Annotated in this window: 13 protein-coding genes and 1 pseudogene; 9 read left to right on the top strand and 5 right to left on the bottom strand. The window is 63.2% G+C overall.

Translation table 11 applies throughout. The features are described from left to right. Window positions 1-142 precede the first annotated feature (142 nt). Window positions 143-2,185 carry a S9 family peptidase gene (locus HU750_RS15110; protein WP_186680924.1) on the bottom strand — a complete coding sequence of 681 codons (2,043 nt, stop codon included), beginning with the start codon at window positions 2,183-2,185 and terminating at the stop codon, window positions 143-145. A gap of 132 nt (window positions 2,186-2,317) precedes the next feature. On the opposite strand from HU750_RS15110, the gene HU750_RS15105 reads away from it, so the two are divergent. Genes HU750_RS15105 through HU750_RS15095 form a run of 3 tightly spaced genes read left to right on the top strand, consistent with a single transcriptional unit; the run spans window position 2,318 to window position 4,135 of the window. Continuing rightward, complete coding sequence (locus HU750_RS15105; RefSeq protein ID WP_027594602.1) at window positions 2,318-2,815, top strand: hypothetical protein; 498 nt, start codon at window positions 2,318-2,320, stop codon at window positions 2,813-2,815. A 15-nt stretch (window positions 2,816-2,830) separates the two neighbouring features. Beyond that, window positions 2,831-3,604 carry a class II glutamine amidotransferase gene (locus tag HU750_RS15100; RefSeq protein WP_027594601.1) on the top strand — a complete coding sequence of 258 codons (774 nt, stop codon included), beginning with the start codon at window positions 2,831-2,833 and terminating at the stop codon, window positions 3,602-3,604. A 9-nt stretch (window positions 3,605-3,613) separates the two neighbouring features. Beyond that, window positions 3,614-4,135: a DUF2937 family protein gene (locus tag HU750_RS15095; protein ID WP_027594600.1), complete on the top strand. Its 522-nt coding sequence runs from the start codon at window positions 3,614-3,616 to the stop codon at window positions 4,133-4,135. 137 nt (window positions 4,136-4,272) lie between these two features. Here the strand turns inward: HU750_RS15095 and HU750_RS15090 are convergent. Beyond that, window positions 4,273-5,181 (bottom strand): annotated as a pseudogene (locus HU750_RS15090) (LysR family transcriptional regulator); the annotation flags it as partial. A 131-nt stretch (window positions 5,182-5,312) separates the two neighbouring features. Here HU750_RS15090 and HU750_RS15085 point away from each other — a divergent pair. Genes HU750_RS15085 through HU750_RS15070 form a run of 4 tightly spaced genes read left to right on the top strand, consistent with a single transcriptional unit; the run spans window position 5,313 to window position 8,994 of the window. Further along, window positions 5,313-6,599 (top strand): MFS transporter, encoded by a 1,287-nt coding sequence (locus tag HU750_RS15085; protein ID WP_186680922.1) that lies wholly within the window; start codon window positions 5,313-5,315, stop codon window positions 6,597-6,599. 9 nt (window positions 6,600-6,608) lie between these two features. Further along, a complete protein-coding gene (locus HU750_RS15080; RefSeq protein WP_186680920.1) occupies window positions 6,609-7,388 on the top strand; it encodes a 5-oxoprolinase subunit PxpA in 780 nt (259 codons plus the stop codon). Next, window positions 7,385-8,080: a 5-oxoprolinase subunit PxpB gene (pxpB, locus tag HU750_RS15075; RefSeq protein ID WP_186680918.1), complete on the top strand. Its 696-nt coding sequence runs from the start codon at window positions 7,385-7,387 to the stop codon at window positions 8,078-8,080. The genes HU750_RS15080 and pxpB overlap by 4 nt, the downstream gene beginning before the upstream one ends. Then, window positions 8,077-8,994 (top strand): 5-oxoprolinase subunit C family protein, encoded by a 918-nt coding sequence (locus HU750_RS15070; RefSeq protein WP_186680916.1) that lies wholly within the window; start codon window positions 8,077-8,079, stop codon window positions 8,992-8,994. Before pxpB ends, HU750_RS15070 begins: the two co-directional genes overlap by 4 nt. Window positions 8,995-9,127: 133 nt before the next feature. On the opposite strand, the gene HU750_RS15065 is transcribed toward HU750_RS15070, so the two are convergent. The 3 genes from HU750_RS15065 to HU750_RS15055 all read right to left on the bottom strand — a co-directional run bounded on the left by HU750_RS15065 (window position 9,128) and on the right by HU750_RS15055 (window position 12,448). Further along, on the bottom strand, window positions 9,128-10,306 hold the full coding sequence (locus tag HU750_RS15065) for a vWA domain-containing protein (RefSeq protein ID WP_027594592.1): 1,179 nt from the start codon (window positions 10,304-10,306) through the stop codon (window positions 9,128-9,130). A gap of 10 nt (window positions 10,307-10,316) precedes the next feature. Continuing rightward, window positions 10,317-11,162 carry an AAA family ATPase gene (locus HU750_RS15060; RefSeq protein WP_027594591.1) on the bottom strand — a complete coding sequence of 282 codons (846 nt, stop codon included), beginning with the start codon at window positions 11,160-11,162 and terminating at the stop codon, window positions 10,317-10,319. Window positions 11,163-11,374: 212 nt separating this feature from the next. Further along, a complete protein-coding gene (locus HU750_RS15055; RefSeq protein WP_186680913.1) occupies window positions 11,375-12,448 on the bottom strand; it encodes a DUF748 domain-containing protein in 1,074 nt (357 codons plus the stop codon). 133 nt (window positions 12,449-12,581) lie between these two features. Here HU750_RS15055 and cysK point away from each other — a divergent pair, with 133 nt between their 5' ends. Together cysK and HU750_RS15045 are read left to right on the top strand one after the other, a co-directional pair. After that, window positions 12,582-13,556: a cysteine synthase A gene (cysK, locus tag HU750_RS15050; RefSeq protein WP_027594589.1), complete on the top strand. Its 975-nt coding sequence runs from the start codon at window positions 12,582-12,584 to the stop codon at window positions 13,554-13,556. 172 nt (window positions 13,557-13,728) lie between these two features. Then, window positions 13,729-14,664, top strand: a complete 936-nt coding sequence (locus HU750_RS15045; protein ID WP_027594588.1) for an aspartyl/asparaginyl beta-hydroxylase domain-containing protein — start codon at window positions 13,729-13,731, stop codon at window positions 14,662-14,664. Window positions 14,665-14,774 lie beyond the last annotated feature (110 nt).

Raw genomic sequence — 14,774 nt, 5'->3', positions numbered from 1 at the left:
AATGCCTCAGGAATAATTGGCCAGAAACAAACGTAGGAGCGAGCGTTGCTCGCGATGCGCCGCGCGGGCGGCGCTCGGTTTCAAAGCCGCTGCATCCCCAACGGCATGCACCTATAAAACACTGTGCGGTCTCACCTTTGCGCTACACCACCCCCAACTCGCCAAACACGAACGCATACTCCAGCGCCACATCCTTGAGCCCCTGGTACCGCCCACTCATGCCGCCATGCCCAGCCCCCATTTCAGTCTTGAGCAGCAGCAGGTTGTCATCGGTCTTGCGCGTGCGCAGGCGGGCGACCCACTTGGCGGCCTCCCAGTACTGCACGCGGCTGTCGTTGTAGCCGGCCACCACCAGCATGGCGGGGTAGGCCTGGGCTGTTACGTTCTCGTACGGTGCATAGGCCTTGATGCGCTCATACACCTCGGGCTCTTGCGGGTTGCCCCATTCGTCGTACTCGGTGACGGTCAGCGGCAGGTCGGGGTCGAGCATGGTGTTGAGCACGTCGACGAAAGGTACTTCTGCAATCGCGCAGCGGAACAACTCGGGGCGCAGGTTGAGCACCGCGCCCATCAACAACCCGCCCGCGCTGCCGCCGCTGATGGCCAGACGCTCGGGCGAGGTCACGCCTTCGGCGATCAGGTGCTCGGCACAGGCGATGAAGTCGGTGAAGCTGTTCTGCTTGTGCGCCTGCTTGCCGGCCCGGTACCAGGCCTCACCCAACTCGCCACCACCGCGCACGTGGGCAATGGCAAAGGCCACGCCGCGCTGCAGCAGGCTCAGGCGGGCATGCGAGAACCACGGGTCGAGGCTTTCGCCATAGGCGCCATAGCCATACAGGTACAGCGGCACGGTCTTGCCCAGGTCTTCGCGGCGGCGCACCAGGCTGATCGGCACCTGAGTGCCGTCCTGGGCGGTGGCCCACAGGCGCTGGCTGACATAGTCGTCGGCATCGAACGCACCCAGCACCGGGGTTTGCTTGAGCACCGCCTGTGCACCGGTGGCCAGCTCCAGCTGCCGCACCTGGGCCGGGCGGTTGAGCGCTTCGTAGCGCAGGCGTACGCGGGGGCTGACGAACTCAAGGCTGTCCTGCACGTAAAGGCTGTAGGCAGCATCCGGCAATTCGACACGGTAAGCCGCCAGGCCCTGGGGGCGTACTTCGATGATCGGCAGGCCACCTTCGCGCAGGCTCAGGGTCAATGCCCCTGCGTTGAGGCTTAGGCCTTCCAGCATCACCTCGTCGCTGTGCGCTACCAGCAACTGCCAGCGATCACGGGTCGGTACGTCATCGGCCGGGGCGTGGTACAGGGCGAAGTTGATGCCGTCCTGGTTGGTGCGGATGAACCAGCGCCACTCGCCATCGAGCTGGCCGTGGTCCGGGAAGTACTCATGGTCTTCAACGCGTGGCGCCAGGCAGGTGAACGGCAGCTGCGGCGTTTCGGCATCGAGTACCCAGGCCTCGCTGGTGGTCTTGCTGTTCAGCAGCAGCACCAACTGGCGTTCGGAGCTGGTGCGGTAGCAATGCAGGAAGAAGCGGCCGTCGGGCTCTTCGAACACGGTTGGCGCGCCGTTGCTACCCAGGGTGTGACGACGCAGGCGCCAAGGGCGATGGGTGTCATCCAGCTCGGCGAAGAACAGCGTCTGGCTGTCATTGGCCCAGGTCAGGCTGCCGTCGCAGTCCTCGAAGGGCAGGGGGGTGATGCTGCCGTCGCCCAGGTCCTTGACGTACAGGGTGTAGATCTCGTCGCCGCTGGTATCGAGGCTGTAGGCCAGCAGGCGATGGTCGGGGCTGACGTTGAACGCCCCCAGTGACAGGAAGCCGCCGTTGGCCAGTGCGTTGGGGTCGAGCAGCAGCTGTTCGCGGCTTTCATCCACAGTATTGGAGTCGTCAGCCGGGCGCGGGCAGCGGTAATGGCGCGGGTATTCGTCGCCGGCGGTGGTGCGGGTGTAGTACAGGTACGGGCCCCAAGGGGAGGGCAGCGACAGGTCGGTTTCCTGGATGCGGCCTTTGATTTCCTCGAACAGCTGTTCGCGCAGGGGCGCCTGGTCGGCCAGGCAGGCTTCCTGGTAGCTGTTCTCGGCCTGCAGGTATTCGAGCACCTCGGGCGCGTCGCGCTGTTGCAGCCAGGCGTACGGGTCGGCGGCTTGATCTGCACGGGCGATGGGGGGCTGGGGCTTGGTGGGCATCGGGGGTCCTTGGCTGAGGGCTTGCGGTGCCTGTTCTGGCCGCTTCGCGGGCAAGCCTGAACAGGGAAGCGCTGTCTGCGCCCTGAAAAGTGTTTATCATAGGCAACTCTTTGCCTGGCTTGCACGAACACCATGACCGAGAACGACTATACCCTCGCCTGGGGCCTGTACGCCCTTGCCGCCCTGGGCTGCCTGTTGGTGGGCTTCAAGCTCACGGGTTGGATGTGGCGCTGGCTGCGCGAACCGCTGCGGGTGATCCTGGCGGTACTGCTGCTGACCCCGACCATCGTCGACCCGGTCAAGGACAGCTTTGCCCCGGCCATCGCCATTACCGCCCTGGACGTGGCCTTCAAGGTCGGCAACAACGCCTGGCGCGCGGTGTCCGATTTTGCCATGTACGGCATGATCGCCTTTGGCCTGTACTTGCTCTTCGTGCTGGTGCGCTGGCCGCTGGAAAAACGTGCCCGTGAGCGCCGTGAGCAAGCCGAAGCCGCGGCCAAGCGCCAGGCTGCCGAAGATGACGAGGTCCGGGTCGATGCCCCGCTGGCGGCCGAGCGCCGCGACCGTTACCGCAACGATCCACCCCCTGCCGCGCCTGCGGGCGGCGGTCGGGTCGAGCCTCGCCTGTAAATCGGAGACACGCGCATGTGCGAACTGCTGGGCATGAGTGCCAACGTCCCCACCGACATCGTTTTCAGCTTCACCGGCCTGATGCAACGCGGCGGCCGCACCGGCCCGCACCGTGATGGCTGGGGCATCGGCTTCTACGAAGGGCGCGGCCTGCGCCTGTTCCAGGACCCCGCCGCGAGCAGCGAGTCGGAAGTCGCCAACCTGGTGCAGCGTTACCCGATCAAAAGCGAAGTGGTCATCGGCCACATCCGCCAGGCCAACGTCGGCAAGGTGTGCCTGTCCAACACCCACCCGTTCGTCCGCGAAATGTGGGGCCGCAACTGGTGCTTCGCGCACAACGGCCAGTTGGGCGATTTCAAAGGTGAAGCGACCTTCTATCGGCCCGTGGGCGATACCGACAGCGAAGCGGCCTTCTGCGACCTGCTCAACCGCATCCGCGCGGCCTTCCCAGAGCCGGTAGCCGTGGAACAGCTGCTGCCGGTGCTGGTTGAAGCCTGTGCCGGTTACCGTGGCAAGGGTGTGTTCAACTGCATGCTCAGTGACGGCGACTGGCTGTTCTGCTTCTGCTCGACGAAGTTGGTGCACATTACCCGGCGCGCACCCTTTGGTGCGGCACGGTTGAAGGATGTCGACCTGATCGTCGATTTTCACACCGAAACGACCCCCAATGACGTGGTCACGGTGATTGCCACCGAGGCCCTGACCGAGAACGAGACCTGGGCGCGTTACGCGCCGGGCGAGTGGGCACTGTGGCGGCACGGAGAGTGCGTTTCGCAAGGCCAGAGCTAAGGACGCTGCATGTTCAGAAGTTACCTGCGGTTGTTGCTGTTCACCTTCGGCCTGCTGGCCGGTATCCAGGTTCCGGGGCTGGTCAATGACTACACCCAGCGGGTCGAGGCGCACCTGTTCGAATCACGCCAGGCGCTGGATGGCTTCAAGCAGACGGCCGAACGCTTCTTCAATGGCGACCTCCAGGCGCTGCTGCGGCATTACCGCAGCAGTGATGACCCGGTGTTCAACAGTGATGCCAACAGCATCGAAAGCCTGATGATCCGCAACGAACTGCTGGAAAACGAATGGCAGGCGTTGCAAGGGTCGTGGGTGAGTCGTACCTGGCATGTGTTGGTACAGCCGGACCCGCAAATGCGTGAAGAAACGCTCAAGGGCTACAGCTACCAGATTCTGCTGGTGCCAGAGGCGGTTGGCTGGGGCATTGGTGCCGGGTTTGTGCTGGCCTTTGTGGTCGAGAGCCTGTTGCTGGCGCTTGGCTGGGTGATCATGGGCGGGCGGCGCCGGGTGGTGAAGGAAAGCTGGCGCTGAGTCATGTAGCGCCTGTGCGGGCCTCTTCGCGGGGCAAGCCCGCTCCCACAGTTGCCCACTGCTCCCAGGCTCAGTGGGCAGCCTGTGGGAGCGGGCTTGCCCCGCGAAAGGGCCGGTAAAGGCAGCGATAATCCGTAGACCAGCACAATCCGTTGCCCACCCACATCCTGCGCATACCGCTCAAGCACCTGCCGGCACACCTCGACCACCTCATCCACCAATGCCACCCCAGTCTGCCAAGCCACCACCAGCTCCAGGCTGGGCGGTGGTTGCAGCCCTTCCAGCAGCACCAATTCCCCCAAACCTAGCTCCGCATCCACCAAGGCCGGTGGCAGCGCACCCACCGCAAAGCCGTCGCGCAGTAGCCGGGTAATCGCTGCCACTGAATTCACACAGTTCAAGCGCGGTGTTTGCACCCCGGCGCCTTGCAACAGGCTGAGCACCTCCTGGTGCGGCCTCGAGTTTTTCGAAAAGGTCACGATGCGCTCGCGGCCCAGTTCCGCCAGCGAGGCGTAATCACGGTGCTGGAGCGAGCCTGCGGCCACGATCCAGCCCATCGGGTAACGCGCCAGGTCCAGGCTGCGGATCGACTGTTCACGCAGCAGGTCGGTCTGCAGGATCACATCCAGAAAGCCCTTCTGCAGCTGTTCGCGCAGGTTCAACGCGGTATCAGCCACCAGCTCGATCTCTACCTGCAGGTAGCGCTCGGTCAACGCCGCCACCAACGCGCTCATCCAGGTATGAATCACCGTGTCCATCACCCCGATGCGAATGCGCCCGACCTTGGCCCGGTCGCTGTCCAGCGATTGCTTCATGGCCTTGGCGGTGTCGAGCATACGCTCGGCGTATTCCAGCACCTTGCTGCCCTCCGGGGTCAGGCTGACGCCGCGCGAGTCGCGCAGCAGCAGTTTGACGCCCAGGTCGGCTTCCAGCGCGGCGATGCGGCTGGAGACCGAGGCCTGGGTGGTGAACAGCTTTTCTGCGGTCAGGCGGAAGCTTTTGAGCCGGGCGACCCAGACGAAAGTTTCGAGGAAACGAAGGTTCATGATCAGTTTTTCTTGTTCCAGACCGGCGGTTTTTCTCGTTGGACGCACCCGGCGCGGTCTCTGAACAATGATGCCCAGGCCGCGACGCAATAAGTCGCCCCATAAAACAATACCAACAAGCCGAGGCAAGCATGAACCCCACCGGCGTGCAGCAGCAGGTCGCTTCACCTTCTTCGACCGGGCCTTTCGCCTGGTACCGCGACATCGACAAGCAGCAACGACGCACCTTCTGGAGCTGCAAGATCGGCTATGGCCTGGACGGCATGGACACGCAGATGCTCAGCTTCGTCATCCCCACGCTGATCATGCTGTGGGGCATCAGCACCGCCGAGGCCGGGCTGATCCATACCAGTACGTTGATCGCGTCTGCCATCGGCGGCTGGGTCGCCGGCATCCTGTCCGACCGTATTGGCCGGGTCCGCACCTTGCAGCTCACGGTACTGTGGTTCGCCTTCTTCACCTTCCTCTGCGGCTTCGCGCAAAACTACGAGCAGCTACTGATTGCCCGCACCTTGATGGGCTTTGGCTTTGGCGGCGAATGGACCGCCGGCGCGGTGCTGATCGGCGAAGTGATTCGCGCCCAGGACCGTGGCAAGGCGGTGGGCATGGTGCAGTCTGGTTGGGCCATCGGCTGGGGCTTGACCGCAATTCTGTACGCGCTGCTGTTCTCCTGGCTGCCGGCCGAGCAGGCCTGGCGCGCGCTGTTTTTGCTGGGGCTGGTGCCGGCCGTGTTCGTGATCTTCGTGCGCCGCCTGGTCAAGGATCCGGAGGTGTACCGCCAGGCCAAGGCGGCTGAGGCGGTCGAAGCACCGTCGCACTTCTACGAAATCTTCGCCCCCGGCATGCTCTGGACGACCGTGCGTGCATCCTTGCTGACCACCGGAGCGCTGGGCGGTTACTACGCGATCACCTCGTGGTTGCCGACCTTCCTCAAAAACGAGCGCGGCCTCAGCGTGCTGGGTACCGGTGGCTATTTGGCGATGGTGATCGTCGGTTCCTACATCGGCTATGTGGTCAGCGCGTACCTGTCCGACCTGTTGGGCCGCAAGAAGAACTTCATCCTGTTCGCCGTGGGCTCGTTCATCATCGTGCTGCTGTACACGCAGGTGCCGGTCAGCGATGGCGTCATGCTGTGGCTGGGCTTCCCGCTGGGGTTCTTCGCCTCGGGCATCTTCAGTGGCATGGGCGCGTTCCTGACCGAACTGTTCCCCACCCGCATTCGTGGCTCGGGGCAGGGCTTTTGCTACAACATTGGCAAGGTTATCGCCGCACTGTTCCCCTTGCTGATCGGCGTGCTCAGCCAAGAGGTGCCCCTGGGGTTAGGGATTGGTGTTTTCTCGGCCGTCTCGTACGGCGTGGTAATCCTGGCAGCGCTCAGCCTGCCGGAAACACGCGGCAAACACCTCCAGGCGCGGTAAGGTAGGCCTATGAACAGCGACAAGGGAGTCTGTGTGGTGGAACGCCTGCTTCTCAATTGTGACATGGGCGAGAGTTTTGGCAGCTGGCGCATGGGCCTGGATGCCGAAGTGATGCCGTTTATCGATTGCGCCAACATCGCCTGCGGCTACCACGCCGGCGACCCCAGCATCATGCGCCGTACTGTGGAGTTGGCACTGGCCCATGGCGTGACCATCGGCGCGCACCCGGCCTACCCAGACCTGGTCGGCTTCGGCCGCCGCTCCATGGCCTGCAGCCCTGAGGAAATCCGCGACCTGCTGCACTACCAGATCGGTGCGCTGGACGGCATCTGCAAGGTGCTTGGCAGCCGGGTGGCCTATGTCAAACCCCATGGCGCGCTGTACAACGACATGATGGCCGACCCGCTCAAGTTGCGCGCGGTGCTCGAAGCCGTGGCGGCCTATGACAGCGGCTTGCCGTTGATGCTCATGGCCACTGCCGACGACAGTGCGGCACAGGCCCTGGGGGAGGAGATTGGCGTGCCGCTGTGGTTCGAGGCCTTCGCCGACCGCGCCTACACCGCCAGTGGCCACCTGGTCTCGCGGCGCCTGCCCGGCGCCGTGCACCATGACCCGGCCCTCGTGGTCGAACAGGCCGTGCGCCTGGCACGTGGTGAAACCCTTGTAGCGGACGATGGCAGCGCGCTGCGTCTGCGCGCCAGCACCCTGTGCGTGCACGGCGACAACGACAGTTCAGTGGCAGCGGTGCGGCAGATCCGCCAGGCCCTCGATGCGCTGGAGCACGCATGAAATTGCGCATTGAAGTGGTCGCCTTCGATAGCCTGATGGTGCGCCTGTTCGACACCATCGATGAAGCCAACATGCCGTGGATGCTCGCGGCCAGCCAGCGCTTGAGCGCCGCGTTCGGGAAGCACCTGGTGGACTTGGTGCCTTCCTACACCACGCTGATGGTGCAGTTCGATCTGCCGCCTGGGCAGGCGAGGGCGCTGATCACCCAAGCGCTGGAGGGGCTGCAGCCGGACACCGGCAGCGGTGGCCGTCGGCATGAGATTCCGGTGTGGTACGACGCCAGTGTTGGCCCTGAATTGCCCGTATTGGCGGCGCGCACCGGCCTGAGTGAGCAAGCGGTGATCCGCCTGCACAGCGAGCGCGAATACCCCGTATTCGCCCTCGGCTTCGCCCCGGGTTTCGGCTTCATGGGGCTGGTGGACGAGCGCCTGGCATCGCCGCGCCTGAGCACCCCGCGTAAGCGTGTGGCGGCGGGCAGCGTGGGTATCGCCGAGCGCCAGACCGCCGCTTACCCGGCGGTATCGCCAGGCGGCTGGAACCTGATCGGGCGTACCCCGGTGCGCCTGTTCGACCGTGAACGCGAAGGCTACAGCTTGTTGCAACCGGGGGATCGGGTGCGTTTCGTGGCGGTTTCCCACGCCGAGTTCAGGGCGTTGGGGGGGGATGACAGCCCACTGGAGGCGCAGGCATGACGCAGTTGAAGATCGAGGCCAGCACCGCGCTGTGCCAATTGCAGGATGCCGGGCGGTTTGGCGTGCGCCACCTGGGCGTGACCCAGGGCGGGGCGCTGGACTGGGTGGCGATGAATTGGGCCAACTGGTTGCTGGGTAACCCGCTGGGGGCGCCAGTGATCGAGGTGGCGCTGGGCGGATTCAGCGTGGTCGCCGAGCACGATTGCGTCCTGGCCTTGGCGGGCGCCGATCAGGATGCGCGGGTTGATGATCAGCCCCTGGCGCCTTGGCGCAGTTTTGCTCTGGCCAAGGGCCAGCGGCTGACTTTGAGGCAGCCCAAGCAGGGCGTACGCGCTTATCTTGCTGCGCCTGGCGGGTTCCAGGCTGAGACAGTGCTAGGCAGTTGCGCCACCGTTGTACGTGAGGCATTAGGCGGTATCGATGGTCGAGGGGAAGCGCTTGGCAAAGGTCAGGGGCTGACGTTTGTCGGTTTATCCCCGGCCTTGCGCGAAGTGCCTGGGGCGTTGCGGCCTGTGTATTCGGCGAAGCCTGTGCTCGACCTGGTGATGGGCGCGCAGATCGGTGACTTCAGCGGCATGAGCCTGTTTGAAGCGTTCAACAGTGACTGGACGTTGGACAGCCGCGCAGACCGCATGGGGATCCGATTGCTTGGGCCACAGCTGGTTTACCAGGGCGCGCCGATGATCTCCGAAGGGATCCCGCTGGGCGCGGTGCAGGTGCCGCCAGATGGGCAGCCGATCGTGCTGCTCAATGACCGGCAGACCATTGGCGGGTATCCGCGATTGGGGGCGTTGACGCCGTTGGCGCTGGCGCAATTGGCGCAGTGCATGCCGGGGGCGGTGGTGCGGTTCAGGGCGGTGGTGCAGGAGGAGGCTTGGCGGGAACAGCAGGGTTATCTGAACCGTTGGCGGTGAAGCTACCGACCTCTTCGCGGGACAAGCCCGCTCCCACAGGTAAGGTGCTGTCCCTAAGAACAGCACCCTACCTGGACTGCACTTGAACCTGTGGGAGCGGGCTTGTCGCGCGAAGAGGCCGGTGCAAGCGATATCACTTAGACAGGTACCGCATCCCATCCTCCAACCCCTGCAAGGTCAGCGGGTACATCTTGTCCTCGATCAAATCCCGCACCAGGTGCGTAGACGCCGTGTAGTCCCAGGCCTGCTTCGGATACGGGTTGATCCAGATGATCTTCTTGAATTTCTCCATGAAGCGCTGCATCCACACATACCCGGCTTCTTCGTTCCAGTGCTCGACGCTGCCACCAGGCTGGGTGATCTCGTAGGGCGCCATGGCCGCGTCGCCGACGAACACCACTTTGTAGTCATCGCCGTACTTGTGCAGCAGGTCGAAGGTGGAGAACCGCTCCGAGGTGCGCCGTAGGTTGTTCTTCCACACCGACTCGTACACGAAGTTGTGGAAGTAGTAGTACTCCAGGTGCTTGAACTCGGTCTTGCAGGCCGAGAACAGCTCTTCGCAGACTTTGACGTGAGCATCCATCGAGCCACCGATGTCGAACAGCAACAGCAGCTTGACGGTGTTGCGCCGCTCCGGGCGCATCTGGATGTTCAGCAACCCGGCGTCGCGTGCGGTGTGGTCGATGGTGCCGTCGATATCCAGCTCTTCGGCAGCGCCTTCACGGGCGAACTTGCGCAGCCGGCGCAAGGCCAGCTTGATGTTGCGCGTGCCCAGCTCGACCTGGTCGTCGAGGTTTTTGTACTCGCGTTGGTCCCACACCTTCACCGCCTTGCCCTGGCGTTTGCCAGCCTCGCCCACGCGGATACCTTCGGGGTTGAAACCGCCTGAACCGAATGGGCTGGTGCCGCCGGTGCCGATCCACTTGTTGCCGCCGGCGTGGCGTTCCTTTTGCTCTTCGAGGCGTTTCTTGAATTCCTCGATCAGCTTGTCCAGGCCGCCCAGCGACTGGATTTGCGCGCGTTCTTCATCGGTGAGCGAGCGCTCGAACTCCTTGCGCAACCAGTCTTCGGGAATCAGCGCTTCAAGGTGGCGATCGAGGTTTTCCAGGCCCTTGAAGTAGGCCGAGAAGGCTCGGTCGAATTTGTCGAAATGCCGCTCGTCCTTCACCAGGATCGCCCGTGCCAGGTAGTAGAACTCGTCCATGTCGGCGAACACCACGCGTTTTTGCAGGGCATTGAGCAGGTCGAGCAGTTCGCGTACCGACACCGGCACCTTGGCCGCGCGCATTTCGTTGAACAGGTTGAGCAGCATGGCCGGCCCCTCAGCGGTTGCCGCGCCGGCTCATGAAGGCCAGGCGCTCGAGCAACTGGACGTCCTGCTCGTTCTTCACCAGGGCGCCCGCCAGGGGTGGGATGGCCTTGGTCGGGTCACGCTCGCGCAGCACCGCTTCGCCGATGTTGTCGGCCATCAGCAGCTTGAGCCAGTCGACCAGCTCGGAGGTGGAGGGCTTTTTCTTCAGGCCCGGCACCTTGCGCACGTCGAAGAACACGTCCAGCGCCTCGCTGACCAGCGATTGCTTGATGTTCGGGTAGTGCACGTCGACGATCTGTTGCAGCGTGGCGCGGTCGGGGAAGGCGATGTAGTGGAAGAAGCAGCGGCGCAGGAAGGCGTCGGGCAGTTCTTTTTCGTTGTTCGAGGTAATGATGATGATCGGGCGCTGCTTGGCCTTGATGGTCTCGTCGGTTTCGTAGACATAGAACTCCATCTTGTCGAGTTCTTGCAGCAGGTCGTTGGGGAACTCGATGTCGGCCTTGTCGATTTCGTCGATCAGCAGGATGACCCGCTCTTCAGCCTCGAAGGCTTCCCAGAGCTTGCCCTTTTTCAGGTAGTTGCGCACATCGTGGACTTTTTCGGTGCCCAACTGCGAGTCGCGCAGGCGGCTGACCGCGTCGTACTCGTAGAGGCCCTGGTGGGCCTTGGTGGTGGACTTGATGTGCCAGGTGATCAGGCGGGCGCCGAAGGAGGCGGCGAGCTGTTCGGCGAGCATGGTCTTGCCAGTGCCCGGTTCGCCTTTGACCAGCAGCGGGCGTTCGAGGGTGATGGCCGCGTTTACCGCCAGTTTCAGGTCGTCTGTGGCGACGTAGTCGCGGGTGCCTTCGAACTTCATGGGAGTGTCCTCTGCGGGTGGCTGTGCCGGCCCTTTCGCGGGGCAAGCCCGCTCCCACTGGGGTTATGCAGTCTCTGTGGGAGCGGGCTTGCCCCGCGAAAGGGCCGGCACAGGCAACACATGTTTATCGTTTGTCAGCGACTATACCCCGGCCCCGGACGCCTGCAAACGCAGACCGGGTATTCAGTCCCTGAATGCCCCGTCACGCGCTTTCAGTCGGACTTTGGCGCAGGCTGCTCATACCGGGCATTGAACGCCTGGACAAAGCCATTGCGCAGGATCTGCAAAAACGCCTCGAAGGCACTGACATCCTGCTTGTGCACGCTGCCACTAAGCTCCACCCGGGTGGCGAACTGGTTTTTCGGCTGGTTTTTCAACACCGATTCGGTGCCCCCCACCAGCGCCTCCCACACCGAGCGGAAAAAGCCCTTGTCCTTGTTCTGCACGTCTTGCTGCCAGTTGAACACATCGACATCGCGCAGCAACGGCTTGATATAGCCCGTAAGCCGGCCCTTCTCAGCCTGGGCTTCGATCACCAGGTCGCCATGCCCGGCATTGAAGTCGAACTTGCCATAAGCGCTGGCAAAGTCATTGAGCTTGCGCAACTGAATGCCGGTGGCGCGCAGGCGGAATTCGAAGTCGTCGAAGTCGCTGAACGGGTCGAAGGTGGCGCGGCTCTCCACCTTGGCATCCCCGAATAACACGGCATGGGCGTCGAAACTGGCGTCGCGCCGGCCTTTTTCGTTGCGCACGTTGGTCAGGTTACGAATGCTGGCGTCGAGCTGGGTGGCCTTGAGGTTGACGGGGGGCTTGGAGGTGAAGTTGCGAAAGGTCAGCACGCCGTCTTCAATGCGTAATTCGTTGAGGGTGATCGGCAGCAGTTTTTCCAGTTGTTGGCGCCAATCGGTGCCACGGCCGGTCTGTGACGCCTGCTTGCTGCCGCCATCGACAAAGTTCAGCGCTGGCCGCACGAAGGTCACCTCGGCTACTACGGCGCGGTCGTACCACAACGCGTGCCAGCTCACCGACAGGTCGATCAGGGGCGCATCGAGCAGCGGCACCGGGACCTTGCCGCTGGTCTTGACGATCTTTAGGCCGTTGATCTGGTAAGCGCCGCGCCACCAGGCCAGGTCGACGTCGACGACCTGGCCGCGGTAGTCACCCATGTCGGCCAGCTTGTCGTTGAGGTAGTCGCGCACCAGGTAGGGCAGGGCCAGGTGCAGGGCCACCAGCAGCACGACCAGGCTGGCCAGGCCGACCAGCGGCCAGCGGTAGCGACCTTTCATCGAAGGTTCTCCTAGGCTGGATGTGCGGTTGACCGCAGCCGCCGCCTGGGAGTTCGAACAGGCTTTACGGGCCAACGGGGCAGGCTTACCCTTGAAGTCTTTCCCTGCATCTTCATGTTCAAGGACCCCTGCCATGAGCCGTATCTACGCAGACAATGCCCATTCCATCGGTAACACACCGCTGGTGCAGATCAACCGCATCGCCCCGCGTGGGGTCACCATCCTTGCCAAGATCGAAGGGCGCAACCCGGGCTACTCGGTCAAATGCCGGATCGGCGCGAACATGGTCTGGGACGCCGAAAGCAGCGGCAAGCTCAAGCCCGGGATGACCATCGTCGAGCCCACCTCGGGCAACACCGGTATTGGCCTGGCGTTCGTTGCCGCCGCCCGGGGCTACAAGCTGATCCTGACCATGCCGGCCTCGATGAGCCTTGAACGGCGCAAGGTGCTCAAGGCCTTGGGTGCCGAATTGGTGCTGACCGAGCCGGCCAAGGGCATGAAGGGCGCCATCGAGAAGGCCAACGAAATCGTTAACTCCGACCCGGCCCAGTACTTCCAGCCAGGCCAGTTCGAAAACCCGGCCAACCCGGCAATCCATGAAAAGACCACCGGCCCGGAGATCTGGAACGACACCGACGGCGCCGTCGATGTGCTGGTGGCCGGTGTAGGCACTGGCGGTACCATCACTGGCGTTTCGCGCTACATCAAGCAGACCCAGGGCAAGTCGATCCTCTCGGTGGCGGTGGAGCCGGTGGCCTCGCCGCTGATCAGCCAGACCCTGGCCGGTGAAGAACTCAAGCCCAGCCCGCACAAGATCCAGGGCATTGGTGCGGGCTTCGTGCCGAAGAACCTCGACCTTTCCATGGTCGACCAGGTCGAGACGGTGACTGACGAAGAGTCCAAAGCCATGGCCATTCGGCTGATGCAGGAAGAGGGCATTTTGTGCGGTATTTCCTGTGGCGCAGCGATGGCGGCGGCGGTGCGCCTGGCCGAAAAACCCGAGATGCAGGGTAAGACCATCGTCGTAATCCTGCCCGACTCTGGCGAGCGCTACCTGTCGAGCATGCTGTTCAGCGATATGTTCAGCGAGCAGGAAAACCAGCAGTAATCGCCTCGTCCTCTGATCAGGCGCAACACTCGGTAATCCGGTTTATTGCAGAATCTTCATGAATGAGATCCCGCCCAGGTTGTTTTTACCGGGGCGGGATGGGTTTATGATGGCCGGATGATTTTTTCGGGAGCAGGCGGCGCAGGCCTGCTTCCTTTCCAAGGAGTGTTGCATGACCTTTTCCTTTGCAGCCAAGGCGGGTGTCCTGCTGGTGTTTTTCGGCAGCGTGCTGTTCGTGCACCTGCGCGGCAAGGCGCGCCTGCCGGTGTTGCGCCAGTTCGTCAACCATTCGGCGCTGTTCGCCCCCTATAACGCCTTGATGTACCTGTTTTCTGGCGTGCCGTCCAAGCCGTACCTGGACCGCCAGCGCTTCCCTGAACTGGATGTGCTGAAGGACAACTGGCAGGAAATCCGCGAAGAGGCCATGCGCCTGTTCGACGAGGGCTATATTCGCGCAGCTGAAAAAGACAACGACGCCGGCTTCGGTTCGTTCTTCAAGAAGGGCTGGAAGCGCTTCTACCTGAAGTGGTACGACAAACCGCTGCCGTCGGCCGAGGCCCTGTGCCCGCGCACCGTCGAGCTGGTCAGCAGCATCCCCAACGTCAAGGGCGCGATGTTCGCCTTGCTGCCCGGTGGCAGCCACCTGAACCCGCACCGCGACCCGTTCGCCGGCTCGTTGCGCTATCACCTGGGCTTGTCCACGCCCAATTCCGACGACTGCCGCATCTACGTCGATGGCCAGGTGTATGCCTGGCGTGACGGCGAGGACGTGATGTTCGACGAGACCTACGTGCACTGGGTCAAGAACGAGACCGACGTCACCCGCGTGATCTTGTTCTGCGACATCGAACGCCCGCTGAGCAGCCCGCTGATGACCCGCATCAACCGCCAAGTCAGTGCCTTCCTCGGCCGCGCCACCGCGCCGCAGAACACCGACGACGAGCGCGTCGGCGGGATCAACCAGGCGTATGCCTGGAGCAAGCGTTTCAGCAACAAGATCAGCAGCCACGTGAAGCAGTTCAAGCGCGCCAACCCCAAGGCTTACCGCATTTTGCGGCCGGTGTTGGCGGTGGTGGTGGCGTATCTGTTGTACCGCTGGTTGTTCTGATTGCTAATTGCCCGCAGCGCCAGGTGTTCCTGGCGCTTGCAGACGACCCTTTTTCGGGGTTTATAGTGATTTATAGATCGATTATAGAGCCATTATAGATAGCGCAAAAA

The organism is Pseudomonas sp. SWRI50 (assembly GCF_014269095.1).
Taxonomy (GTDB): Bacteria; Pseudomonadota; Gammaproteobacteria; order Pseudomonadales; family Pseudomonadaceae; genus Aquipseudomonas; species Aquipseudomonas kermanshahensis.
Note: the sequence above shows the minus strand (reverse complement) of the source record. Positions and strands in the feature narration are given on the sequence as shown.